The organism is Phenylobacterium glaciei (assembly GCF_016772415.1).
GTDB lineage: Bacteria > Pseudomonadota > Alphaproteobacteria > Caulobacterales > Caulobacteraceae > Phenylobacterium > Phenylobacterium glaciei.
In genome coordinates this window covers 1,533,839-1,558,311 of record NZ_JAGSGD010000001.1, presented here as the reverse complement: position 1 = coordinate 1,558,311, position 24,473 = coordinate 1,533,839, and the positions used below count along the sequence as shown (strand labels likewise).

20 protein-coding genes are annotated in these 24,473 nt (G+C 62.6%); 15 read left to right on the top strand and 5 right to left on the bottom strand.

Going from position 1 to position 24,473, the window contains the following annotated elements:
- The first annotated feature begins 186 nt into the window (after positions 1–186).
- From gmd to JKL49_RS07485, 9 genes are all read left to right on the top strand, one after another.
- The gene (gene gmd / locus JKL49_RS07525) at positions 187–1,263 is read left to right on the top strand and encodes a GDP-mannose 4,6-dehydratase (protein WP_215342721.1); all 1,077 of its coding nucleotides are present in this window, start codon (positions 187–189) and stop codon (positions 1,261–1,263) included.
- The gene (gene fcl / locus JKL49_RS07520) at positions 1,253–2,215 is read left to right on the top strand and encodes a GDP-L-fucose synthase (RefSeq protein WP_215339518.1); all 963 of its coding nucleotides are present in this window, start codon (positions 1,253–1,255) and stop codon (positions 2,213–2,215) included. Before gmd ends, fcl begins: the two co-directional genes overlap by 11 nt.
- 150 nt (positions 2,216–2,365) lie before the next feature.
- Positions 2,366–3,631 carry a WcaI family glycosyltransferase gene (locus tag JKL49_RS07515; RefSeq protein ID WP_215339516.1) on the top strand — a complete coding sequence of 422 codons (1,266 nt, stop codon included), beginning with the start codon at positions 2,366–2,368 and terminating at the stop codon, positions 3,629–3,631.
- A gap of 10 nt (positions 3,632–3,641) precedes the next feature.
- Positions 3,642–5,114: a hypothetical protein gene (locus tag JKL49_RS07510; protein WP_215339514.1), complete on the top strand. Its 1,473-nt coding sequence runs from the start codon at positions 3,642–3,644 to the stop codon at positions 5,112–5,114.
- A gap of 71 nt (positions 5,115–5,185) precedes the next feature.
- On the top strand, positions 5,186–6,487 hold the full coding sequence (locus tag JKL49_RS07505; protein ID WP_215339512.1) for a hypothetical protein: 1,302 nt from the start codon (positions 5,186–5,188) through the stop codon (positions 6,485–6,487).
- Between the two features lie 475 nt (positions 6,488–6,962).
- Positions 6,963–8,357 carry an O-antigen ligase family protein gene (locus JKL49_RS07500; RefSeq protein WP_215339510.1) on the top strand — a complete coding sequence of 465 codons (1,395 nt, stop codon included), beginning with the start codon at positions 6,963–6,965 and terminating at the stop codon, positions 8,355–8,357.
- A gap of 433 nt (positions 8,358–8,790) precedes the next feature.
- Positions 8,791–9,672, top strand: coding sequence for a glycosyltransferase family 2 protein (locus JKL49_RS07495; protein WP_215339508.1), 882 nt, complete (start codon positions 8,791–8,793; stop codon positions 9,670–9,672).
- A 51-nt stretch (positions 9,673–9,723) separates the two neighbouring features.
- Positions 9,724–10,416, top strand: coding sequence for an acylneuraminate cytidylyltransferase family protein (locus JKL49_RS07490; RefSeq protein ID WP_215339506.1), 693 nt, complete (start codon positions 9,724–9,726; stop codon positions 10,414–10,416).
- Complete coding sequence (locus JKL49_RS07485) at positions 10,416–11,348, top strand: NAD(P)-dependent oxidoreductase (RefSeq protein ID WP_215339504.1); 933 nt, start codon at positions 10,416–10,418, stop codon at positions 11,346–11,348. The genes JKL49_RS07490 and JKL49_RS07485 overlap by 1 nt, the downstream gene beginning before the upstream one ends.
- Before the next feature lie 36 nt (positions 11,349–11,384).
- On the opposite strand, the gene JKL49_RS07480 is transcribed toward JKL49_RS07485, so the two are convergent.
- Genes JKL49_RS07480 through JKL49_RS07470 form a run of 3 tightly spaced genes read right to left on the bottom strand, consistent with a single transcriptional unit; the run spans position 11,385 to position 14,359 of the window.
- Positions 11,385–12,536, bottom strand: a complete 1,152-nt coding sequence (locus JKL49_RS07480) for a glycosyltransferase family 4 protein (RefSeq protein ID WP_215339502.1) — start codon at positions 12,534–12,536, stop codon at positions 11,385–11,387.
- Positions 12,506–13,477 (bottom strand): NAD-dependent epimerase/dehydratase family protein, encoded by a 972-nt coding sequence (locus tag JKL49_RS07475; RefSeq protein ID WP_215339500.1) that lies wholly within the window; start codon positions 13,475–13,477, stop codon positions 12,506–12,508. Before JKL49_RS07475 ends, JKL49_RS07480 begins: the two co-directional genes overlap by 31 nt.
- Positions 13,478–13,531: 54 nt before the next feature.
- A complete protein-coding gene (locus JKL49_RS07470) occupies positions 13,532–14,359 on the bottom strand; it encodes a glycosyltransferase family 2 protein (RefSeq protein ID WP_215339498.1) in 828 nt (275 codons plus the stop codon).
- A 345-nt stretch (positions 14,360–14,704) separates the two neighbouring features.
- Between JKL49_RS07470 and JKL49_RS07465 the strand changes: the two genes are divergently transcribed.
- The 4 genes from JKL49_RS07465 to JKL49_RS07450 all read left to right on the top strand — a co-directional run bounded on the left by JKL49_RS07465 (position 14,705) and on the right by JKL49_RS07450 (position 18,919).
- Positions 14,705–15,505, top strand: coding sequence for a motility associated factor glycosyltransferase family protein (locus JKL49_RS07465; protein WP_215339496.1), 801 nt, complete (start codon positions 14,705–14,707; stop codon positions 15,503–15,505).
- 24 nt (positions 15,506–15,529) lie between these two features.
- Positions 15,530–16,372 carry a glycosyltransferase family 2 protein gene (locus JKL49_RS07460; RefSeq protein WP_215339494.1) on the top strand — a complete coding sequence of 281 codons (843 nt, stop codon included), beginning with the start codon at positions 15,530–15,532 and terminating at the stop codon, positions 16,370–16,372.
- A 155-nt stretch (positions 16,373–16,527) separates the two neighbouring features.
- Positions 16,528–17,802 (top strand): hypothetical protein, encoded by a 1,275-nt coding sequence (locus JKL49_RS07455; protein WP_215339492.1) that lies wholly within the window; start codon positions 16,528–16,530, stop codon positions 17,800–17,802.
- A gap of 37 nt (positions 17,803–17,839) precedes the next feature.
- A complete protein-coding gene (locus JKL49_RS07450) occupies positions 17,840–18,919 on the top strand; it encodes an acyltransferase family protein (protein WP_215339490.1) in 1,080 nt (359 codons plus the stop codon).
- A 134-nt stretch (positions 18,920–19,053) separates the two neighbouring features.
- On the opposite strand, the gene JKL49_RS07445 is transcribed toward JKL49_RS07450, so the two are convergent.
- Positions 19,054–21,195 carry a GumC family protein gene (locus JKL49_RS07445; RefSeq protein ID WP_215339488.1) on the bottom strand — a complete coding sequence of 714 codons (2,142 nt, stop codon included), beginning with the start codon at positions 21,193–21,195 and terminating at the stop codon, positions 19,054–19,056.
- Positions 21,196–21,543: 348 nt separating this feature from the next.
- Between JKL49_RS07445 and JKL49_RS07440 the strand changes: the two genes are divergently transcribed.
- Together JKL49_RS07440 and JKL49_RS07435 are read left to right on the top strand one after the other, a co-directional pair.
- Complete coding sequence (locus JKL49_RS07440; RefSeq protein WP_283816628.1) at positions 21,544–22,350, top strand: metallophosphoesterase; 807 nt, start codon at positions 21,544–21,546, stop codon at positions 22,348–22,350.
- A 182-nt stretch (positions 22,351–22,532) separates the two neighbouring features.
- On the top strand, positions 22,533–23,279 hold the full coding sequence (locus JKL49_RS07435) for a class I SAM-dependent methyltransferase (RefSeq protein ID WP_215339486.1): 747 nt from the start codon (positions 22,533–22,535) through the stop codon (positions 23,277–23,279).
- 52 nt (positions 23,280–23,331) lie between these two features.
- On the opposite strand, the gene JKL49_RS07430 is transcribed toward JKL49_RS07435, so the two are convergent.
- Entirely contained in the window at positions 23,332–24,216 is an 885-nt protein-coding gene (locus JKL49_RS07430) for a glycoside hydrolase family 16 protein (protein ID WP_215339484.1), read from the bottom strand.
- Positions 24,217–24,473 lie beyond the last annotated feature (257 nt).

Sequence of the window (24,473 nt, the reverse complement as noted above, 5' to 3'; positions counted from 1 at the left end):
TTAACGATTCCATGACGGAGGAGCAAATTCGCGCCGTTTTGCAAGAAGCCCGCCTTGAGACACAAAAGAACTTCGCAAAGGCGCGAGAACGTTACATACGGGCAACGTGCAAACTGGGTTTTAACGGCGCAGCGGCATTCTGTGTGTTTCGTGGGCGCGGTCAGCGCTGAGCAATTTGGGGGTTCTATGGATCGAGTTGGAAGCGGCAAAGTCGCGCTCATTACGGGCGTCACGGGTCAGGATGGCGCGTACCTCTCCGAACAACTGTTAGCCCAAGGATACACCGTACACGGGGTCAAACGTCGCTCATCTTCTTTCAACACGGGAAGAATAGAGGCGCTCTATCAAGACCCGCATGAGCAGGATCCCAAGTTTATCCTGCATCATGGAGATATGACAGACAGTACAAATCTTATCCGTGTCGTTCAACAGACGCAGCCGGACGAGATTTACAACCTGGCTGCGCAGAGCCACGTCGCCGTAAGCTTCGAGACGCCAGAATACACCGCCAACGCCGACGCAGTTGGGCCTTTGCGCCTCCTGGAGGCGATCCGCATATTGGGCATGGAGAAGAAAACCCGCTTCTATCAAGCATCAACTTCCGAGTTGTACGGTAAGGTTCAGGAAGTCCCACAGAGTGAGACAACGCCCTTCTATCCGCGCAGCCCTTATGCGGCGGCAAAGCTGTATGCTTATTGGATCGTGGTGAACTACCGAGAAGCGTATGGCTTGCACGCCTCGAACGGAATTCTCTTCAATCACGAGAGCCCGCTCCGCGGTGAAACGTTTGTTACGCGGAAAATCACGCGTGCGGCGGCCTCCATAAAGCTAGGCTTGCAAGACAAGCTCTACCTTGGAAACCTCGATGCGAAGCGTGACTGGGGGCATGCTCGCGAATACGTGCGAGGCATGTGGCTGATTGTTCAGCAGGAACAACCGGACGACTATGTTCTGGCCACCGGTGAAACGACCTTGGTGCGCGATTTTGTGACCAAGGCGTTTGAGGAAACCGGGGTTTCGCTGCAGTGGACGGGTTCTGGCGTGGACGAAATAGGCACGTGCTCAGCCACGGGCAGGGTGCTGGTCGAAGTGGATCCACGATACTTCCGGCCGACCGAGGTGGATCTGCTCATTGGAGATCCCACGAAGGCGCGAGAGAAGTTGGGCTGGGTTCATGAGACCAAGTGGGAGCAGTTGTGCGCCGAAATGGTCGCCGCGGACATGATCGCGGTGGCCCGGGAGCAACGCCGCAATGCCGAGTAACCCCTTCTCCCTGGCCGGCAAGCAGGTCTGGGTCGCCGGCCACCGCGGCATGGTGGGGTCGGCGCTGGTGCGCCGTCTCGCCGGCGAAGGCTGTCAGATCATCACGGCGGGCCGCGACACGCTGGACCTAAAACGCCAGGATCAGGTGGAGCGCTGGATGGCGCAGACCCGGCCCGACGCGATCTTCCTGGCGGCCGCCAAGGTGGGCGGCATTCTGGCCAATGACCAGTTTCCGGCGGACTTTCTCTACGACAATCTGATGATTGAGGCCAACATCATAGAGGCGGCGCACCGCAACGGCGTGGCCAAGCTGCTGTTCCTCGGGTCCAGCTGCATCTATCCGAAATTCGCCGAACAGCCGATCCGGGAAGAGTCGCTGCTGACCGGCGCGCTGGAGCCCACCAACGAGTGGTACGCCATCGCCAAGATCGCCGGCATCAAGCTCAGCCAAGCCTATCGCCGCCAGCACGGCGACGACTTCATCTCCGGCATGCCAACCAACCTCTACGGGCCGGAAGACAATTTCGACCTCAATTCCAGCCACGTCCTGCCCGCCCTGATCCGCAAGGCCCATGAGGCCAAACTGCGGGGCGACAAGGAACTGGTGATCTGGGGCACCGGCACACCGCGCCGCGAGTTCCTGCACGTGGACGACTGCGCCGACGCCCTGGTGCATCTGATGCAGACCTACTCCGACGACGAGCATGTTAATATCGGCTCGGGCGAGGACGTCACCATTCTTGAGCTGGCGCAGACGGTCTGCGAGGTCGTGGGATTCATGGGAGAGCTGGTGCGTGACCTGTCCAAGCCGGACGGTACGCCCCGCAAGCTGATGAGCGCGGACAAACTGCGCGCCCAGGGCTGGTCACCGCGGATTGGTCTGCGTGACGGGATCACGGCGACCTATGACTGGTTCCTGAACCACTCCGAAAAGGCAAGCCTGTCCACCTGACCCGCGCGATCTGGCGTGGATCGTGCAGACTGCAAGATGATTGACCAAGGTCGGGCGGCTCCGGGGCCACGCGATGACGGACGTCGAAGACAAACCGATCCAGGCGCAGGCCCCCTCCTTGGCCTCGCAACTCGTTAAGCGTGAGATGTCGTGATCGCCCCCCTGACCCAGCGCATTCTGATCTACGGGATCAACTACGCGCCTGAGATCGCTGGCGTCGGCAAGTACAGCGGAGAGATCGGGGAATTCCTGGTCGCTCGGGGTCACGAGGTCTGCGTAGTCAGCACCCCCCCCCACTATCCCGGATGGCGCGCATTGGGGGGCTACTCCAACAAGGTCTGGAGCCGCGAGATCGTCGACGGGGCCACGGTCTATCGCTGCCCCCTGTATCTTCATCCCGACATGAAGGGCATCCGGCGCATCCTGGCCCCCCTCACCTTCGCCTTGAGTTCCGGCCCTGTGGCCATCACCCAGATCCTGCGTCGACGCCCGGACGTGGTGCTGGTCGTGGAGCCCACGTTCTTCGCGGCGCCGGCCGCGCTCATCGCCGCCAAGCTGGTCGGCGCCAAGACCGTCCTGCATGTCCAGGATCTGGAGATCGACGCAGCCTTCGCGGTGGGTCACATCGGGAAGGGTGGGTTCGCCGCCAAGCTGGCCAAGGCGTTCGAAGAGACGACGCTGCGGTTCTTCGACCAGGTCATCACCATTTCCAGTCGCATGGCCGAGAAAATCGCCGAGAAGGGCGTCTCGCCGTCGCGAATTGATGTGATCCGCAACTGGGTGGACGTTGAGCGTATCCGACCCGAGATCGGAGCTTCTCCCTATCGCGCCGAACTCGCGCTGGCGGACGACATCAAAGTCGCGCTCTATTCCGGGAACATTGGCGCCAAGCAGGGCCTGAGGTTGATCATCGAGGCTGCGGAGCAACTGGCCGATCGGCCCGACATTCTCTTCGTGATCGCGGGCGATGGTCCGATGCGCGGCGCCGTGGCCGCGGCGGCCGACCGCCTGCCCAATATCCGGCTGTTGCCCTTCCAACCGGAAGCGCGCTTCTCGGACTTCCTGAACTTGGCCGACATTCACCTGCTGCCCCAGGAACGCGAGGCCGCCGACCTGCTGCTACCGTCCAAGCTCGGCGGCATGCTGGCCTCCGGCAAGCCGATCCTGGTCACCGCCGACCCCGGCACCGAACTCTCCGACTTCCTGGGGGCCTCCTGCGAACTGACCCCTCCCGGAGACTCGGCCCGGGTGGCCGAGGCCCTGCGGCGCATGGCCGACGCCGCGCCGGACGCTGGCGCGCGGGCGGAGAGACTGGCGCGCGCCCAGACCCTGTCGAAGCGGACCGTCATCTACGCCTTCGAGACCGCGCTGCTGTCACCCCGCCTGGGGCCGACCCAACCCTCGCCCAAATCCTGAAGGCCGCCGGATGACCCAGGTGATCCCAGCCCAGGAAGGCCGACTGGTTGGTCTGGCCCGCAAGGCCTGGTCATCAGGGACCCTGATGACCTGGGCCAGCTTGATGATCAGGATGGGTGGACTGGCCGTCCTGCTGCCCCTGGTCCTCACGCGGCTCCCGGCGGCCGAGGTGCTGGTCTGGCAGCTGCTCTCCACGATCACCATGCTGATCAGCTGGACAGATTTCGGGTTCAGCCCGACCTTCGCCCGGATCATCGCCTTCGCCCGCGGCGGCGGCGGACTGCACGACCTGCGCGCGGCTATGCCGGGCAAGGTCGCCCTTCCAGCGATCGAACACTCGGGGCCGCTGCGCATGGGCGCGGTCCTGGCCACCCAGCGCACGGTCTATCTGCGGCTGATCGGGGTGGCCATGCTGCTGGCCGTGGTCGCCGGCACCGCGGCGCTCGCCAAGCCGGTCGCCGGCCTGGCCCACGCCCCGGATGGATGGATCGCCTGGGTGATCACCATCGCATCCAGCCAGCTCGTGCTGCTCAATGGCGCCAATGTCAGCGTCCTGACCGGCTTCGACCGCATTGCCACGACCCGGCGGCTGGAGGCGATGATCGGCGCGCTGCAGATCGGGTCGGCAAGCATCGTCACCCTGGCCGACGGCGGCCTGGTCGCCATCATCGCCTGCTATTCCTTCTGGCAGCTGGCGCTCTACGTCCTGAACCGCCGCAACGTCACCCGCCTGGGGGTCAAGGCCAGCGCTGACGACGGCTTCGACCGCGAGATCTTCGCCACCATATGGCCGGCCGCGTGGCGCAGCGGGGTCGGCATCTTGATGAGCACCGGCATCATCCAGGCCAGCGGCCTGGTCTACGCCCAGGTCGCCACCGCCGGAGACGCCGCAGCCTACCTCCTGGCCCTGCGCCTGATGACCACGGTCAGCCAGATTTCCCAGGCGCCGTTCTATTCGAAGCTGCCGACCATGGCCCGCCTGCGTGGGGAACGGAAGATCGCCGAGATCGTCCCGGTCGCGGCCCGCGGCATGGCGCTGGCGCTGGGCGCCTTCGTCGTCGGGGCGGTCGGGGTCACCATCGCCGCCCCGATCCTGCTGAAGCTGATCGGCAGCAACGTCCACTTCCCGGGCTTCGCCATGTCGGCGCTGCTGGCCCTGGCGTTCTTCGTCGAACGGTACGGCGCGATGCATGTGCAGATCTATTCCCTGACCAACCACATTATCTGGCACGTCATCAACGGCGTGACCGGCGTGCTGATGGTGCTGCTGTTCTTCGTGCTGTGGCCGCTGATCGGACCCCTGGCCATGCCGGCCGCGATGCTGGGCGCCTATCTCGGCTTTTGCAGCTGGTACGCGCGCAGTCTGTCGGTCAAGAGCCTGGAGACCCATGGCTGGGCTATGGATCGGCGGACCGCCCTGCTCCCGGGCTTGGCGCTGATCCTGACGCTCGCCATCTATTGGGCCTGGCTCAGTTTCGGCTAGGGCGCCTCGCGTTCGCCGCCGAATGTCGAATACCATCGCGGGCGACTGAACATTGCCGCCGAGGAGGTCAGATGGACAGCCGCACCAAGACGACGATCAACCGCCGCCTCTTCACCAGCGGCGTGATCGGCCTGGCGGCGACCTCCTCCGCGCCCGCCGCATCTCAGCCGGCCAATCTGTTACCCGCCCGGTCCGACATTTCCTTTTCTCCCCGCATGGGCGCGGACAACCGGCACGGCGACCCCTTCGAGATCGCCAAGACGTTCCACGCCAACCGCATCGACTGGACCTATGGCGACGCGGCCTTCATCGCCGAATGCGTGGCGCGCGGCTTCGCAGTTGGCGCCGCGCTCTCGCCCACCATGTCGCGGCCGGACGGCGACATCAGCGACCGGATGCGCGACAAGTCGGGCCAGCCGGTCACCGCCCCCTGGATGAAGGGCTGGCAGGGCGGCCGCGCCTATTGGGGATGCTTCAACAATCCTGACTTCCGCAGCCTGATCCTTGGCCGCGCCAGGGCGGCCGTCGCGGCCGGGGCGACCCGGCTGCAGTTCGACGACGCCGCCGGCAATTACGGCGCGGTCGCCTGGGGCGCCTGTTGGTGCGCCGCCTGCCGGGCCAAGGCCGCCGCCCAGGGCGTCGACCTGGAGACCGGCATGAAGCGGTTCCAGCTGGCCTCGGTCAGAGACTTCTTCCAGGGTCTGCGGGACGGCCTGCCGGCCAATATCCTGCTCTCGTCGAACAACGGCGCGATCGACTGGAACCCGCCCTATGATCTGTTCGACTTTGGCGTCGCTGAGATGGACGAGGCCCAGGTCAACCCGCAGTACCTGTTCAACAAATTCGCCGCCATCGAGAGCGCCGGGAAATTCCAGTTCGTCACCCTGAGATCGGAGTCCGTCGACCTCAACAGGCGGGCCATCGCCATGATCTACGCCCTGGGCGGCGGGGTCATTGCGCCGTGGGACGTGTTCCTTCGCCCCAACGGCGCCGGCTCGGATCGGTTCTATGGCGCGCCCGAGGACTATGCGGATCAGCTCGGTGTGATCCGCCAGAACGCCACCTGGTTTGACGACTTCACCCTGGAGGCGGCCCTCGGCACCGGCGTTTCACGAAGACCCGATCTCCTTCAGGCCTCGGGTCCGGTGGACCTCGCCGTCCTGCGCCGTGCGCCGGATGGCCGCCTCGTCCTGCACGTGGTGAACGCGTCGAAGGCGGCGAAGGTTGAAATCTCGGTCAAGACCGTGGCGACGCAAGCCCAGTTCGCGGCAACAGGCGCCCCAATCCCGTACAACGGGCGAAGCGCGGACGGCTGGCATACCTTGAGTATTCCACCAGACCGGATTTGGAATATGGCGCTTGTCAAACAATAGCGCGTGGCGTCTGACCGCGAGATCTATTGCAGCGTCGTCCCACTTGCCTACGACGCGGGCCACACGCAGACTTCAAGCTGGCGGATACATAATCATTTTCCGCCGCGGCATCCCGCCCTCTCGACTTCAAGGCGGTCAGGTCATGCCACGACCGTGCCAACCACTGGTCTTGTGTGGCCACCGATGACGAGGAACCGTATAGAAAACTCATGGAAACACACGTGCATCGACGGGCAATATCAGACGTTCCTGGGGCAAGACCGCTAGCACTTCGCTAAGGAGCAGGCTCCATATTCACCGTCGCTGGTGAATGGGCGGCCATATCTGATAGGAGCCAAAGTGCTGAAACGTGGTCGGCCGCTTCTCTGCAATTTCACCGTACATGCGGCCGCCAGTACGCCAACCAGACCTGAAATACCTGCTTCAGACCATCGTGAACCTTGAAGCCGTTTATAGATTAGGATGCGGTATTTGGATGACCATGACCACTGACGCTTCGCCCGTTCGCCCAGGCCGCAGTTCCAATGATTTGGTGGGCGTCTACATGGCCGTCTGGCCATTTTTTATCGCCTTGCCAGGAATATTCTTGCCGGATTACTCCAACGTAGTCCTGGCAGGCACGATTGGTGTGACCTTGGCAGCACTTATACTTCAGCGAATGGCCGAACCGGCAGGTCTCGACAAGGGGGCATCTCAACCCTTTCTGCTCGCAAGCACCTGGGTTTTGCTATTCTTGGTCGGCGCATCGATCATGCGCGCGCCGGAGATCATGTTCTCGCCACTGGCAAAGTTTGCGATGGTGGGATCCATTGGCATGTTCTTCGCCGTCGCAAGTCTATCCTTCCAGAACGCAGACGACGGATTGAGAATTAGAAGATTTCATGCCTTCCTAATTTGTTTTCCGATCCTAGTCATTGCCAGCTTGGCTCTATTTTTTGCCACCGGCGGGTACAGCAAGCAGGGCGTCGTCAATAGCGTAACGTCCAACGGACTATTGGCTCTTGTCGGCCTCCATGTCGCAAGAACCAATGCAATTCCCGGAATTACCGGCGCTCAATCGATCGCGACGATCGCTGGAATCGGAGTTATTGGCCTTGCGCACCTGATCACGACGACGGCGGGGCGCAGGAGATGGTGGCTTGCCCTCCTTATGGTCCCCAGCGTCATTGCACTTCCGATGTCGGACAGCCGGGGGGCCACAAGCGGGGTCGTGTTGGGCTTGGCGGTTTACTTCTTCACCAACCTAAGGTGGGCGCATTTGATCGCGAGAATCGCCGTCATTTCGTCCGCGCTCTCCGCCATCGTGCTCTATTTCGTCTTCAACTCTCTGAATTCTACAAATTTTGGCGCGCTCCTCATAAGGAGCAACGATGTGGGCGGCAAGCTCGGAGTCGGAACGGGGAGAAATTATATCTGGAGGGCCGTATTCCATGAACTTTCGCAACCCAAGTCCGAGCATTTCTTCGGATATGGGTACTATGGTGACTTAAAAACTCACTTATCTTCTGAATACGCTTGGGTATTCCAAGGAACAAAGCACTCCACCAGCTATCACAATACGTTTCTCCAATATACGCTGGAGAGCGGATATTTTAGCGCTGTGCTATTTTTCTCTATATTGTGGGGCGCCGTCGAGTTGATCGCTAAATCCCGAAACATCCCCTCGCGAGATGCTCGCGTGGCCTTGTCGCTAATTGTATTCTACATGATTGGAAGTTTGACAGAAGTGTTCGGATCCGTCTGGCACTTTGAGAGCTTCCTATTTCTTGTTGGACTGCTGGCCTTTGCTGGCACATCGTCCATTCCAAATCTCCGCACGGTTCGACTGGCACCCGTCGCCCCCCGCCCTCGGACACGAGCAATAGGCTAACGGGCGCGGACGAGCGGCCTTCTTCGCATGGATGCAGAGCGCCTCCCAACGGGAGGCCAGGCTTCTCTCGACTTGTGTTGATTGATCATCCCGGGAAGGCGCTCGGCTGAACCGGCGTCCACTTAGCCCTGACGCCCTCTAGCCGACCTCAGGATCGGGTGGCTAATTGGTAAGAACTCTCGGTCCGCCATGGGCGCCGCGGAGAGAAAGCGTGAGGAGGCACTTAACCAAGGCTCGGCGGGCGCTGGCTTCTGGCTGAATAACCTCAAGGCACCGCGACTTCGAAACGACGTCAGTTTCAATACATTTTCAATCACCATGAGTTTTTCGGTGAAATTCGTATCGTGAGAGGTGGGCTTCTATTTTACTTCGCTCATGAGGGCGATAGAACCCGCGCGTTAGCGTCGCCTGCAGTTGGATCGCCCGTGCCCGTATGAACGTCAGCGTCGTCATCCGCACCCTGAACGAGGCCAAGCATCTTCCGGCCCTGCTCGAGGGCATTCGCGGTCAGGTCTACGAGGGCGGCGAGATCGAGACGGTGATCGTCGATTCCGGCTCGACCGACGGCACCCTGGAGATCGCCCGGTCGTTCGGGGTCAATCTGGTCCACATCGCCAAGGAGGACTTCTCCTTCGGCCGGTCGCTGAACGTCGGGTGCCAGGCGGCGGCGGGCGAGGCCCTGGTGTTCGTCAGCGGCCACTGCGTGCCGGCCAGCGACCGCTGGATCGCCGATCTGGTCAAGCCGCTGGGCCAGGAGGGCGTGGTCTACACCTATGGCGGCCAGTGGGGTGATGAGAGCAGCCGCTTCAGCGAGCGGCAGATCTTCGCCAAGTACTTCCCCGGGACCAGCAGCGTTCCGCAGGAGGGGTTCTATTGCAACAACGCCAATTCCGCCCTGCTGACCCGTGTCTGGGCCGAGCATCCCTATGACGAGCAACTGACCGGGCTGGAGGACATGCACCTTGCCAAACAGCTGGTCGAGCGCGGCCACAGGCTGGCCTATGTCGCCGAGGCGCCGGTCTATCATCTGCACAGCGAGAGCTGGCCGCAGGTGCGCCGCCGGTTCGAACGCGAGGCCATCGCCCTGCAGCACATCATGCCGGAAGTACACATCGGCTGGACCGACTTCACGCGCTATCTGTTCAGCGCGATCCTGCTCGACTTCGGCGCCGCGCTGCAGCAAAAGTCCTTCCGGAAGTACGCTGTCGAGATCGCACTCTACAGGACCATGCAGTTCTGGGGCTCGTTCCGCGGCAACCACATCCACCGGACCGTCTCGCGACGGCGCAAGGAAGCCTATTTCTATCCGCGCTGACCGGCGGCGTCCCCGCCCGCAAGCGCCTCAACCGTGAGACAAGGTCGCCACATGTCGTCCAAACGGATCGTCGCCCTGCTGCCGATGAAGGCCAACAGCGAGCGGGTGCGGGGCAAGAATTTCCGCAGCTTCGCGGGCAAGCCGCTGTTCCGCTGGATCCTCGACACCCTGTTGTCGGTGGACGAGATCGACCAGGTAGTGATCAACACCGACGCCCGCGCGATCCTGGCCGAGAACGGCCTGGTCGACAGCGACCGGGTGCTGATCCGCGATCGCAAGCCGGAGATCTGCGGCGACTTCGTCAGCATGAACCTGGTGCTGGCCGACGACGTGGCCAATGTGCCCGCCGACCTCTACTGCATGACCCACACCACCAACCCACTGTTGTCGGCCGACACCATCCGGCGCGCCATCGCCACCTATGGCGAAGATGTCGCGTCGGGGACGCACGACTCGCTGTTCACGGTGCAGAAGGTGCAAACTCGGTTCTATCGCGGCGACGTCAGCGCGGTGAACCATGACCCGAAGAACCTGATCCGCACCCAGGATCTCGAGCCCTGGTACGAGGAGAACTCGAACCTCTACCTGTTCTCGGCCCAGAGCTTCGCCGCGACCAACGCCCGCATTGGCGCCTCGCCCAACCTGCTGGTCATGCCGCGCAGCGAGGCGCTGGATATCGACGACCAGGAGAGCTGGGACATGGCCGAGGCCATGGCCATGTACCGCAAGAAGGCCTCCGTCTGATGCGCGTCCTCGTCACCTGCCCGCCGATGCTGCGCCAGATCGAGCGCTTCCGTCCGCAATTCGACGCCCTGGGCTGGGAGGTCACCGCCCCCGACGTGGTCCAGGTCCTGACCGTCGAGGAACTGGTGGACCTCGTGCCCCAGCATGACGGCTGGATCATCGGCGACGACCCGGCCACGGCCGAGGTTTTCCAGGCCGGGGCGGCCGGTCGACTGAAGGCCGCCGTCAAGTGGGGCATCGGCGTCGACAATGTCGATTTCGCCGCCGCACGCGCGCTCGGCCTGCCCATCATCAACACCCCCAACATGTTCGGCGGCGAGGTCGCGGACCTGGCCCTCTCCTATCTGCTGGCCCTGGCGCGGGAGACCTTCGCCATCGACCGGGGCATCCGTGAGGGCCAGTGGCCCAAGCCAGCGGGCATCTCGCTCGGCGGCCGGACGCTGGGCCTGATCGGCCTGGGTGACATCGGCCGCAACCTGGCAAAGCGGGCGCTGGCCTGCGACATGCGGGTGATCGCCTGGGATCCCGGCTTCACCACCCCGCCCGACGGCCTGGAGGCCGTCGAAGTCGCCGCCTGGCCGGCGCGGATCGAGGAGGCCGACTTCCTAGCCTTCACCTGCGCGCTGACGCCGACCAACCGCCACATGCTGAACGCCGAGACCCTGGCCGCGGCCAAGGACGGGGTGCGGGTGGTCAACGTGGCCCGCGGCCCGCTGATCGACGAGCCGGCCCTGATCGCCGCCCTGCAATCGGACAAGGTCTATGCGGCCGGGCTGGATGTGTTCGAGGTCGAGCCCCTGCCGATGAAGTCGCCGCTGCGCAGCCACCCGCGCTGCATCCTCGGCTCCCACAATGGCTCGAACACCCTGGACGCCGTGGTGCGGGCGAGCCTCCGGGCCATCGACCTGATGGACGGGTTCCTGAAGGGCTGATCGGGCGGGCGCGCCCCGCACGGGGCGTGGGGCCGATCAGGCGGCGAACAGCGCCATCCAGCTGTCCAGAGCGCGGGCGTTGATCGTCGCGACGGTGGAACTCGCGACGTCGCGCACCGCCGCGCGACGTCGGCCAGTCGGTCCCGTGACCAGGACATAAGCCTTCTCAAGGGCGTCGGCGATCGCACGGGCGTCGTCGCCCGCCGCGACCGTGACGAAATCGGGGGAATCGACATACTCCAGAGCTCCCACCTGCGGCGTCGACACCAGGGCACAGCCCTCGTTCAGCGCCTCGATCACGGTCAGGCCGTAGGATTCGAAGCTGGACGCCACAACCATGACATCGGTCTCGCCATAGAAACTGTCGCGGTGCTGATGGGCGATGGCGCCTCGGAACTCAACCGGCGCGCCGGCCGCCGCCGTCTCAGCCTCCGCCAGATAGGCCTCGCTGCCTGGCCGAGGACGACCGCCGACGATGAGTCGGACCGCGCCCGCGGGCTTGTCGGCGCTGAAGGCCCGGAACCCTTCGACCAGGGGCAAGAGACCCTTGCGCGGACTGACCTCGGCCAGGAAGGCGAAGGTCACGGGGCCCTCGCGGTTCGCATCGCCCACGGGCTGTTCACGCGGCGGCGCGACAATGTCGGGGATGACATGCTCGCCGGTCTTGCGGCGCGCGGGGCCGATGGTGTGGCGACGCTCGGTCTCCGACGAATAGACGACGCCCGTCGCCCCATGGACGAAGGCGCGCTCGAGGGCGAAGAAATAGGGAATCTTCTTCAGATCGCGTGGCCGGGTGAATTCCACTCGCCCGAGCCCGCCACGCGGCAGATAATAGACCGGCTGGCCCTTGCGCCGCCGCGCGAGCAGGCGGCGGATCGCTACGGCCTTCTGCCAGGGGCCGGTCAGCAGGATGGTGGCGTAGTCCGCCGTCGTCTCCAGCCGAAACGCCTCCGAGAGCACGGTGGGCTCGGGCAGGACCTCCAGGGCGCCGACGTCACGGCGGATGAAGCCCGCGTCGAACACATCGGAAGCGACGCCGCGGCCCAGCAGTTGCTGGGCCATCAGCCGCACAGATTCCGGCGCCCCGCCCCAACCCTGACGGAAGTTTTGGACGACGAAGAGCACCCTCGTCCGCGCGGTCGCCCCCGCCGCCATGATCAACCGGCCTTCTTCAGACTGGACAGCCATTCGAGGCTCTCGGCCAAGCCCTGGTCGAACCCGACCTGCGGCGGGCCGATCAGGTCGAACGTTGGCTGTAACGGGACCGGATAGCTCTGGGTCATGCGCATCGCCCGGCCGGAGTCCATCGGCAGACGCTTGCCGGCCTTGGCCGAGATGTCGCCGACCAGGCCCATGGCCTTCAGCACGGGGCTGGGGATCCGCCGCGAGGGTTTGCCGCAGAGCCCCTGGGCGAAGGCGTCGACCCAGATGGCAGAGTCCATGACGCTGTCGGCGGCGTAGAACACCTGCCGATAGGTATCCTGCTTGGGATCATGCAAGGCTAGGGCGACGATCTGCTCGGCGGTGTTGCGCACATAGCCGTAGCTGCGCATCACCGGCTCGCGGGTGTCTGGATGCAGATAGGCGCGGTTGCCAATGTATTTCCAGATCGCGCCAGCGAAGGAGGGATGGTTGGGACCCCAGACATTGGCCGGTCGCACCGTCACCCAGTGCACGGGCGAGCGCCACTGGAACAGCAGCGATTCCGCGTAGGCCTTGGCTTCGCCATACATGGTGTAGGGCTCGAAATCGAGCAGCGAGCGCGGCTGATATCCCGGCGCGATGACCAGCTGGGTCGAGACGTTCAGCAGCCGGTCAAGCTTGCCGTACTGCTCGATGGCCTTCAGCAGGTTCTCGGTGCCCTGGTGGATCGAGGCGAAATCCGACCACTCGAACTCATAGATTTCTGCCTTCGCCGCGAGGTGGATGACCATCTGGGGCTCGAACTCGACCATCGCCGCCGACAATGCGGGGAAATCCAGGACGTCGCCCGGCCGCCAGTGGCGGGCGTGGCGTTCGAAGGTCGGCGTCTTCAGATCATAGTTCATCACGTCGAACTGCTTCTCGAGCAGGATGTCGACGACCCGAGAGCCGATGAAACCCGACCCACCCGTTACAAAGACTTTCACTGACGCCTCATTTACAAAATCCTGAGTCTCGACAACCTCATGCCCCGCGGCGCCCTAACGACCGGCGCCGCGAGGGCGCCTCAAGGTCAGGGACCGAAAGAGATCGACCACCAGACCCTGGCCCCCTGCCCCCAGCGGCGCGCGCAGGCGCGCCTTTACTTGGCACTTCAAGAGCAACCAGCGCCACCCGAGGGACCGCCGCCGCCCTTGCCGCTCACAGATCAATCCGAATTCTCGGACGGTGCGCACCTGGGTCTCCGACGCCCCCGACAGGCCCTCATCGCCCGCATTGACGAGCAGATCATCGGTGAACCGCACGCCGGACTCCGCCGCCGCCCGCATGAACCAATCATAGTCTCCGGCGATCCGGTACTGGGCGTCAAACTCGCCCACCCGTTCAAACAATGCCCGCCGGGCGAGCAGGCCGGTATGCGGAATGACCATCGAATACTGCATGCGACGCCGAACATCGGCCCAGGGGCGTCCGATGACGTCTGACACCCGCCCGGACCTGGCGACCATGGCGACCTTTCCGTAGACGAGACCCACGGCGGCCTCGGTCTTGTCTAGCAACGCTGCCATCCGGGAAAGGACTTCGGCATCGGCGAGACAATCATCACACCCTATGAACCAAACCCAGTCTGCCGTCAGGTGGCTAAGCGCCTTGTTCCAGGCGTCGTAGATCCCGCCGTCCGGACGGCTTTCCCAGTAAGAAAACATGCCGGAACGTCGCGACAAAATTTCGACCGTGCCGTCCTTCGACCCACCGTCCATGACGATCAACTGAGACGGCGGAATCGACTGAGTCTCTATGCTGGCCAGACATTGATCTAGCGTTGCTTCGCCGTTGTATATCGCCACTACAATGGCTATCGACGCCATGATTGTCCCTCATGCAGCGGGAACCCTAAGCTGCAACAGTCTATGTAAATCGCGCCAAGGCGACGCCGCTGGAAGACCAAACCCGAACCTGACTATAGAAAGGCGCCTTCCTGATATCAGGACGCGCAGCACACCCGTGGATCAATATCCCAATAGAGCGCAACTCCCCTTAAAGAGTCCTTTGGTATATCAATCCCGCATGTGCAAAACGATCACATCAAATAGCGGATGCCGGCGAATTTCGCCGAAACCGCGCTCCCGAAGGGCCGAGCAGGTCCCTGTGTGAGGGGGGCGCGGTCGAGCGACCCCGAAGATGAACAGCAACCAGGCTTCGAGACGGCAAACATGAACGCTCCCAAACATATTCAGGCCGCCGGGCGGAGGTTGAACCCCTATCTGGTCGCCGCATATTATGTAAGAGAACGGCTGAAGTGGGATTTAAACCCCGAATCTCTGCGGTCACGACGCCTGCTTGGCACGCATCGAAATAGATATCTGGGTCAGAAGGCGGTCATATGCTGCAACGGCCCCAGTCTAAATCTCGTCGATTTTGACTTGCTGAAAGATACATTTTGCATCGGCCTCAATAAAATCAATCTGCTCTACGATCGCTCTTCATTTCGTGCAAGCGCCATCGTTGCCGTGAATAAGCTCGTGATTGAGCAGAATAGTGAATTCTTCAACTCGACGGAAACACCTCTATATATCAGTCACGTCGGGCGATCATTCGTCAAATCACGCCCGAACGTCGCCTTCCTGCACTCCATGTCGATCGGTTCCTTCTTCGCCGAAGACATATCCATGACGGTCAATGAAAGCGCGACCGTCACCGTCACCGCGCTGCAAGTGGCCTATCATCTGGGCTTCAGGGAGGTCGCGTTGGTCGGCGCGGACCACTCCTTCGCCCAGAAGGCGCCGCCCAACACGACCGTCGTCTCAGACGGGCCGGACCAGAACCATTTTGACCCTAACTATTTCGGCAAGGGTGTGTCCTGGCAGACGGCCGACCTGGCGCAGAGCGAGGTCGGCTACGGCGTGGCGAGGGACATATTCGCCGCGGCCGGCGGCAGCGTCGTCAACGCCACCGCCGGCGGCCACTTAGAGACCTTTGAACGCGCAGAACTACGCAAGTTCCTCGAATCTTAGATGCGAATTCATTTAGGCAAGACAATGTACAAGATCGCAGTCATTATTACGTCATTCAACAGACGGGACTTGACGGTCAAGTGTCTTGACGCCTTGCTAAATGGCGCAACCGTCAAACATGATATCGACGTCTATCTGATGGACGATGCGTCGACCGACGGCACAGCGGAGGCGGTGCTCGCGCGCTTCCCGGATGTCAATGTCATCCAAGGTAGTGGCGACCTGTACTGGAACAGGGGCATGAGAAGGGCTTGGGAGGCCGCGCTTGCGGCCAACGCGGGCTTTTATCTTTGGCTGAACGACGACACCGTTCTCCGCAGCGGCGCCGTCGACGACATGATCGATCTGCACGAGGCGCTCGGGCCGAAGACGATCATTTGCGGTCGAATTCGCAATTCGGGCGACGCCACCGCTTCCTACGGAGGTCTGCTTGTTCAGAAAGCGCATGTCCGCTTCGGCCCGGCGCCGGTCTGGACCAGCATTCGGACGACGCCAGCCGGCGAGGAGGATCTATACTGCGATACGATGAACGGAAATTGCGTGCTCATACCCTCATCCGCTACCTTCGATATCGGCCTAATCAGCGAACACTATTGGCATTCGGAAGGCGATACCGACTACGGATATCGTGCGACGAACGCAGGTTACAGGATCGCCCAGCTAAAAAATCCTGTCGCAGAAGGTGACTTCAACACTGCGTTTGATGAAAAGAGAACGCGATTAACGCTCAAGAATTGGAAGTTTATATTTTTCCACCCGAAGGGCCGGAGGCCCGCGGAATCGTATCATTTCTACAGACAACACCTCAAACCGATGTGGCAGGCTCGCCTCATCTGGTCCTACCTTCGAATGCTGCGCATTCGTTGATGCCGATGCGTGCCGAGGCCTTGTTGTCGCTGGCGCAACGACGAATCCGGACGAAACGTCCGCTATCGAGTCAATTGATAGGGCTCACTTAGGGCCTCGCGCTAAGGTCTCACGAGGCGCCTAACATTCCGCGGCGACTAGGACTTGGTAGGGATATGTCGAACAGCACAGATTCAACCTTGAAGTCTCCTTGGCAGAATGTGGGCTGGCTCAAGGAACGCAACCGGCCCCAAGCGATCAACCCGCGTCGGCGTGCCGCGCTGATCACCTTTTTTGCGCTCCAGGTCATCAACCTGATCTTCCTACAGAAGTTCGTCGCGCCGTTCGATCTGCACACCATAGGGCTTCCCGTTGACATCGGTCCGGTGGAAATCGTACTTCCCGTCAGCTACCTGCTATCTCTCGCCCTTCTGTTTTATGCAAGACCATCTATCGATCTAAACAGATTGATACTGATGGTGTTGTTTTCAATTGCTGTATTGATAAGCATTTTTTCGCAAAAAAACACCTACTCTTCGAACAGCGTTCTCCTTGTATTCGCTATATACATTCCATTTATTGCCTATTTTGAGGTCCACCGCTCTACAATTAAGACAATGACGAGCGTATATCTGAACGTCATGCTCGCTATAGGCGGGATAGTTGCGCTGCAACATTTTTCGCAGCTGATTTGGTCTTGGAAAGTTTGGCCGAACTTAAACCTTATATTCAGCCCTAATCTCTTGTTCCAAGGCTACGTCTATATCCAGCCCATCATCTACGGCTCCCACTTCATGAAACCGAATGGGATCTTCTTCCTAGAGGTTTCCTACGTTTCTCAATTCCTGGCCGTCGCCTTCGCGCTTGAGCTGGTCTATTTCCAACGCCTCTGGCGGCTGATCTTCTACGCGGTGATCCTCGTCTCGACCTTCGCCGGCACCGGACTTCTGCTGCTGGCCGTATGCGCCCCGATCCTGCTCGGCAAGATCAACGCCCGGACCCTTGGCGGCGTCCTGATCGTCATCGCGATCTCGGCTTTGCTCGCCGTCCAGATCAACTGGTACCAGCAGGTGGAGCATCGTTTCGGCGAATACCGGAACACAGGCGCCAGCGCCAACCACCGCTTCATCGAGCCCTATGAGGTGCTCGTCGAGGTCGTGAAGCGCCCTTACTCCGCCTACACAGGCTCTGGCCCAGGCAGCGGCGCCAAGGATGGCCAGGCCTTCTGGTGGGTCTCCACAAAGCTCGCCTACGAATACGGCTTCCTCACCATGATCTCGTTCCTGGCCTTCTTCGGCTACGTGCTGTTCGCCAATGCGCCCAGCCGAAGGATCGCGTTCGTGCTGTTCATCCTGTTCAATTTCATGGGCGGCTTCATCATTCCAGTCTATCCGCTGTTCATCTTCCTGCTTGGGGGCATGTTCCGCGTGCGAAGCGGTGAAGTCGCCTAGCCTCGCGCCGATCGCGGCGGGGCCTGACCGCGGAGGGATGTCCTTCCTCGCGAACCTTCAGGTCGCCCGGTTTCTCGCCGCGATCATGGTGCTGGTTCACCACCTGGAGCTTGAGCTCGCCACCCCGCGGCTGAACAGTCCCTTCCGAGACCCCGTCGGCATCGAGTGGTCCATCGGCGTCGACGTATTCTTCATGGTGAGCGGCTTCATCATGTACTTGCTCAGTCGGCAGCGGTTCGCCGAACCCGGCTATGCCGCAGAGTTCCTGCGCCGCCGCCTGGTCCGCGTCGTGCCGCTCTATTGGCTGTTCACCGGCTTGATGATCGCCTCCATCCTGGCGTCCCCTGGCGCGGTCAATCACGCCGACCTCTCGGCCGGCCGGGTCCTGGGCTCCTATCTGTTCTTCCCATGGCCGCGCGCCGGCGGGGACATCTACCCGATCCTCGGCCTGGGCTGGACGCTCAACTACGAGATTGAATTCTACCTCGCATTCACCCTTGCGCTTTGCCTTCCCCTCCGTCGCGGACTTACCGGACTGGTCGGCGCCTTCCTCCTGGCCTGTCTCGTGGGGGCCATTCTCCCGCGTGACTGGATCGCCCTGAGATTCTGGACCGATCCGATCATCCTCGAATTCCTGGCCGGCATCGGGTTCGCCCATCTCTATTCGCGCGGCCTGCGGCTCTCGGCGCCCTGGAGATGGGCGGCGATCCTGCTCGGCCTGAGCCTGTCGGCCGCGACCACCCACTTGGGTCTGGTCGACGCCATTCCCCGACCCCTGTGGGGCGGCCTGCCTGCCGCCTGTATGTTCGCCGGCCTCTGCCTTGGGGAACAGCCGAGCAAGATCGGGCCCGTCCTGCGAATGATGGTCCTGGGCGGGGACGCCTCCTATGCGCTCTACCTGTCACACATGTTCTCCATCCGCGCGCTGAGCACGGTCTGGCCTCACCTGCAAATCGCCAGTCCTTTGATCTATCTCTGTTGCGGCCTGGCCCTGGCGACCGCAGTGGCAATCGCCGTCCACCTATTGATCGAACGACCGCTTCTGGGGGTTCTCAGGCGGCTCATGGGCAAGTGGGACCGCCGAGGGGGTGAGCCCGGGCCGCTCCCCGGGGGATGAGCGAATCAGGCAGGGCCGCCAGAGCGCGCTGCCCCTTCCCACGCTTCGAGGCGGCTGGGGAGGCATGTCTCAAGACAACAAAAAGGCCGCCCCGAGGGGCGGCCTTTCCATGGTCGGCCCGCGATGAACCCGCACTACTCCTGATAGTATTTCTTAAAGTCCTTATGGTAGTAAGCTTGGTAGCCGTATCCCGAGTATCCCTGCGACTTCACGTTCACCAGGGTGAGCGCCACGCCGGTGATCGGAGCATTCACCGCTTCCAGCTCGTGGATCGCGGCGCGAACCGCGCGCATCGGCGTCACCCGCCAGCGGGCCAGCAGCGCGAGCGCGTCGACCTTCTGCGCCAGGACGCGGGTGTCGACCACCGGCAGCAGCGGCGGCGTGTCGAGAATCACCAGTTCGAAGCGGGCCTTCAGGTCCTCCAGGAACTTATCCATCTGCGGCGAGGCGAAGGGCGACTTGGCCAGGTGCGAGCCCTTGGTCAGCGGGATGAAGTAGGCGCCGCTCTTCTCGTCCAGCCGCAGCACCTCATCCAGGGTCGCCTTGCCGTCGAGCACTTCGATCAGACCAACTTCCGGCTCGTCGGTGATCAGCACATTGGCCGAACGGCGGCGCAGGTCGCAGTCGACCAGAACCACACGGGTGCCGCCCATGGCGAGCACACGGGTGAGGCAGATCGAAGTGGTGGTCTTGCCTTCTTCCGGCACGGCCGAGGTGATCGCGACGATACGTACTGGAACCCCAGCATTGCCGTAGACAAGAGTGGTCGCCAAGCCGCGGAAGGCCTCAGCGAAACCGGACAGCGGATGGACGACCACGGCGTCGATCGGGTTGCGGGTGGTCAGCTTCTCGATGGCCGACGCAACCGTCGGGATCGAGCCCAGGAAGGGCAGGCCCAGGCCGTTCTCGACGTCGTCGACCGAGGTCAGGCGCGCGTTCCAACGCTCGAGGATGAAGGCCGCGACGACGCCGAGGCCCAGGCCGGCGATCAGGCCGAGCAACATGTTCAGCGGCTTGTTGGGCGAGCTCGGCCGAGCTGGCGGAGTCGCCGGCGAGTCGATTCGGGAGTCAGCCTGGGTAACAGCCTGCTGGGCGGCGGTTTCCTTCACCCGCGTCAGAACCGTTTGGTACAGGGTGCGGGCGGCGTCAGAATTGCGTTCGAGCTCGTTGAGCTTCACCGATGCGGCGTTTCCGCTCACCAGCTGGCCGCGAGCTTGACCGAGGCTGCCCTCGATGGAGGCCTTCTGGCTGCGTGCCACTTCGACCTGGGCGGCCAGGTTGGAAATGATGCGATTGATCTCAGCCTGGATCTGGCCGTCCACGTCGGTGAGCTGCCGCTGAGCGTTCTTCAGATCTGGGTGCATGGGGCCGTAGCGACCCTGCAGGTCGGCGACCTTGGCGCTGACCTCGGAACGCTGGCGGCGCAGGTCCGAAATCGTCTGGGAGCCGAGGGCGGCGCCGACGTCTTCGCCGTTGGAGCCGCTCTTCAGCTGCCGCTGAGCGGCCCGCAGGCGGGCCTCGGCTTCAGCTTCCGCGGAACGGGCCGATGCCAGCTGGGTGTTCATGCTGGAGATTTCCTGCTGTGTCAGGGTGCCCTGATCAGAGCCCAGCAGGTTGTTGGCGGCCTTGTATTGTTGAACGGCCGTCTCGGCCTCTTCAACCTTGCGGCGCATCTCGTCGATCTGCGAATTCAGCAGAACATTGGAGGTGCTCGAAGAATTGATCTTCTGATTGATTTGCCGAGAGATGTAGATCTCGGCGAATGCGTTGGCGATGCGGGCCGCCTTGGTCGGACTGCCATTCGAGAAGTTCACATTGAGCAGCAGGGTTTGGCCAACCCGCCGGACCTTGAGATTTCCCACGACCTTGTCGATCAGCGCGTCGCGGGCTGCCGCGGGCGCGCCTTTGTACTTATCGCCCAAGGCGAACTCGGGATCCTGGTCCAGGTGCAAGGTCGAGACGACCTCGTCGGCGATGACCGGCGACTTCAGCACCTCGACCTGAGTATCGACCGCCTGGTCACGCGCGACGTCGTCGTTCGGCGACGCATTGCTGTCACGGCCGACTTCGGCTTTACGTGGCGCGTAAAAGATCGTCGCCGACGCCGTGTAGCTCGGCTTCTGCAGCAGGGTGAAACCAAGGTCAGCGGCCAACACCACGCCGGTGATGGCCAGCACCAAAGGAATGTGGCGCCGATAACGCCCGACAATCCCCGACAGGTCTACACCGGTCGGTTGGCCACCACTCGGACGTTCATTCAAATTCGTATCTGCCATAACGCCCCGACTTCAACCTCTTCCGTTCATCCACCAACAATCTTCGCATTGCAGCGCAGCATGTCGTCTAGCGGACATGTCGCGCGCTGCGAAGATGTTTCAACTATAAGCATGCCGAACGTGATCAATGTTCATCAAGATACATTTAATCGCCGCTCGGACAGTTGTCTGCATCCCGATTTGGCGCAATTCGCGCCCAATACGGGTTCCGCTGTCGCACTGCACAAAATATGCCGTAGACATAACACTTCGGAAAAGCGGAGGTGACACTCTCGGCGTTTCGTTCCTAAGCTGCGCCGCCTCTTCGGTCCATATTTCACCGACACGGCCCCCTAAGCAGGTCGAATTTTGCTGAAATCTCACCGAACGCCGCTCAACAGGCCGCTTCCAAGACGGGCTGGGCCATCTGGCCAAAGTCCGACGGTCCAGGTCAGATCCCATGTCGAACAGACGGTCTACGCCATCGGTGATGTGCATGGCCGCCAGGACCTCTTCGAGAAGTTGATCGACCAGATCCGGACGGATGCGGCGAAGACCGAGCACGTTGGCGGCCGCCCCGTCGTGGTGCTGCTCGGCGACCTGATCGACCGCGGCCCTCAGTCCGCCGGCTGCATTGAACGCGCCATGCGACTGGCTGAGGAGGACTGGTGCCAGATCGAGAGTCTCAAGGGAAACCATGAGGAAGCCTTCGAGTTGTTCCTTGAGGACAACACCGTGGGACCGAACTGGATGCAGCACGGCGGCGGGACGACCCTTACGTCATACGGCGTGGACATCAACAAGGAGGCAGGCGGCCGTGGCTGGACGGGCCTTCAGGCCGCTTTTCAGCGTGCGGTGCCTGAGGCTCATAGAGCCTACGTCAAATCCATGAAGCTCTGGGTGGAGTTTGGCGACTATCTGTTCGTACACGCAGGCGTGCGCCCAGGCGTGCCCATCGAGCGGCAGAGCCCGACTGACCTGCTCTGGATCCGCCAGGAGTTCCTGGCCGCCGAAGTCCCCTACCCCGGCAAGGTCGTCGTTCATGGCCATACCCCGATGCGCCAGCCAGATCTGCGGCGCTGGCGCATCGGCATCGACACCGGCGCCTATGCGTCAGGCATCCTGTCGGCGATCCGGTTGCGGGGCTTTGAGCGCACCCTGATCCAGACGGCTTAACCGGCTGGCAAGGCGGACCTGCGAAGGTTGCGCCGTTGAGCTTATACGGGGCTTGGGCGCCGGACTATTGATCAACTTGCAAACAGCGGCCGATACACGCCGCCGCCATTGGGCGATCTGTTTTCCCGGCGGGCTTCTTGCTGTATCTGGGCCGGTGTATCGGCGTTCTTGGAAGAAGCCTCATGGATGATCTTAGCGCGACTGTCATCGAGCGGGAACGTGAGTTCCACAATGCGCGGTTCACCGAGGAAACCCGCGTCGCCCAGGACAAATACTACTACGCCATCCGCGACTGCGACGCTGAGTATGAGCGGCTGCTCCTCACGCACTCGCGAGATGCAACCGTGCTCGACTATGGCTGCGCGCTGGGTGAGACCGCTCTGCGGGTCGCGCCGGTCGCCAAAGCCGTCTACGGCATCGACATCTCCGACGTTGCGATCGACACCGCGCGGCAATCGGCCAAGACGCGAGGTCTGACCAACACCCACTTCAAGGCTGGCGACGCCCACGCCACCGGCTACGCCGATGACACCTTCGATCTGGTGTTCGGCATCGGCATCATCCATCACCTGGATACGCGCCGCTCGCTGGAAGAGGTCGCCCGCGTGCTAAAGCCCGGTGGTCTGGCCATCTTCCGAGAACCGCTCGGCTGCAATGTCGTGATAAACGCCTATCGGTCGATCACGCCTGCGGCGCGGACCATCGACGAGCACCCCCTTGTCCGCTCCGATTTCGCGGTCGCCGAGCAGATCTTCTCGCACAACGAATGGGATTTCCACGGCTTGGCGACCTTGGCCTCCGTGCCGTTCCGCAACACCGGCCTCGGCGATCCAATCGGCCGGGCGACCGCCGCTGTCGATCGCGCCCTGTTCCGAATCCCCGGGGTCCGCTGGCAAGCCTGGTGCGCCTTGATGAAGATGACCAAATAGGGTCCGCCGACGACCGGTCGTCGCGCCACGGGCATACCGCGCTCGACGGCCCTCAGTCCCTGTCCGCACCCCCGCTTGGTAGGGTCCCTGCGTGGCGTGGGCTCTCGGAGTCTGGGGTCTCGGCCAGGCCGTAGGCCCTCACATAGTCGATCTCGAAATGGGCGGGCCATGGCGTCGTCGGGTCGGGATCCCCGGCGAATGATCCGCCGACGGCAAGGTTGAGCAACAGGTACATCGTACCGTGCATGTCGGGCGGCGTCGGTGCGGCGGCGGTCTGCTCACCGTCGATGAACCAGATGATCCTCTGAGCCGTCCAGAGCGCGCCATAGGTGTGGAAGGCCGTCGTCGCCCCTTCGACCGTCGTCTTGTGACCCACCTCGGCGGGCCCGCCGCCCTTGGCGAAATGCGCGGTCTGCAGCACGACATCCCCACCGGTCTGCTCAAGGACGTCGAGTTCCGGCGGCCAGCCGCCCCGGCTGGGCAATAGCCAGAAGGCCGGCCATAGCCCCTTGCCTCGCGGCAGCTTGGCCCGAAGCTCGAAATAGCCATACCGCTGCGAAAAACTCGGCTGGCTCGTGAGGAGGCCCGAGGCGTAGCCGAACCGCCAGAGTTGGTCCTTCGCCTTTGGCGTCGTCGGCTCAGCCTTGATTGACAGGATGCCCTGGCTCACCGCGAACGGGTTCAGGCCGAGGGGCATGAACCCGGAACCTGGAAAGGCCGGATCGACATAGATCTGTCGCTCGTGATTGCCTTTCAGCGTCCGGCTGTCCCACGCCATGGCCCCTCTCTGAGGTCCGTGAGCGAAGCTCGTCTTCCAGCGGCCGCGACGGGTGCGCGCGTCGTACAGACTGAGCGCATCGAACTCATCGGCGAAGGTCAGCGGCAGCAGCCCGAGACGCACCCGCAATTCGCACGGCCCGGCGGGAGCGCCCTTCACGCTTACTCCGGGCTGCTCAATCACCAGCCCTTGTGCGCAGAACGGACCTTGGATCGCGGCGGCGGATGGGGGCTGGGGCGCCTCTGAGACGGCCACGGGGGGCGGTGGAACGTCCACTCAGATCGCCTTCAAACTGCACAAATGGACCACCGGCGCCCGAGACCAGCCCCTATGCGGGCAAGGCTTGTGAGCCCTTGTAGCCTATGCAATAGCTGGATCAGAACGAACCGATTTGCGTGTCCGGTGTGGCCCGCGCG

Coding starts and splice junctions, on each gene's coding strand:
- JKL49_RS07470 (WP_215339498.1), bottom strand. CDS start 14,359: ATGGCGTCGATAGCCATTGTAGTGGCGATATACAACGGCGAAGCAACG.
- JKL49_RS07485 (WP_215339504.1), top strand. CDS start 10,416: ATGCGCGTCCTCGTCACCTGCCCGCCGATGCTGCGCCAGATCGAGCGC.
- JKL49_RS07490 (WP_215339506.1), top strand. CDS start 9,724: ATGTCGTCCAAACGGATCGTCGCCCTGCTGCCGATGAAGGCCAACAGC.
- gmd (WP_215342721.1), top strand. CDS start 187: ATGGATCGAGTTGGAAGCGGCAAAGTCGCGCTCATTACGGGCGTCACG.
- JKL49_RS07495 (WP_215339508.1), top strand. CDS start 8,791: ATGAACGTCAGCGTCGTCATCCGCACCCTGAACGAGGCCAAGCATCTT.
- JKL49_RS07505 (WP_215339512.1), top strand. CDS start 5,186: ATGGACAGCCGCACCAAGACGACGATCAACCGCCGCCTCTTCACCAGC.
- JKL49_RS07460 (WP_215339494.1), top strand. CDS start 15,530: ATGTACAAGATCGCAGTCATTATTACGTCATTCAACAGACGGGACTTG.
- JKL49_RS07450 (WP_215339490.1), top strand. CDS start 17,840: ATGTCCTTCCTCGCGAACCTTCAGGTCGCCCGGTTTCTCGCCGCGATC.
- fcl (WP_215339518.1), top strand. CDS start 1,253: ATGCCGAGTAACCCCTTCTCCCTGGCCGGCAAGCAGGTCTGGGTCGCC.
- JKL49_RS07435 (WP_215339486.1), top strand. CDS start 22,533: ATGGATGATCTTAGCGCGACTGTCATCGAGCGGGAACGTGAGTTCCAC.
- JKL49_RS07500 (WP_215339510.1), top strand. CDS start 6,963: ATGACCATGACCACTGACGCTTCGCCCGTTCGCCCAGGCCGCAGTTCC.
- JKL49_RS07480 (WP_215339502.1), bottom strand. CDS start 12,536: ATGGCTGTCCAGTCTGAAGAAGGCCGGTTGATCATGGCGGCGGGGGCG.
- JKL49_RS07465 (WP_215339496.1), top strand. CDS start 14,705: ATGAACGCTCCCAAACATATTCAGGCCGCCGGGCGGAGGTTGAACCCC.
- JKL49_RS07510 (WP_215339514.1), top strand. CDS start 3,642: ATGACCCAGGTGATCCCAGCCCAGGAAGGCCGACTGGTTGGTCTGGCC.
- JKL49_RS07455 (WP_215339492.1), top strand. CDS start 16,528: ATGTCGAACAGCACAGATTCAACCTTGAAGTCTCCTTGGCAGAATGTG.
- JKL49_RS07445 (WP_215339488.1), bottom strand. CDS start 21,195: ATGGCAGATACGAATTTGAATGAACGTCCGAGTGGTGGCCAACCGACC.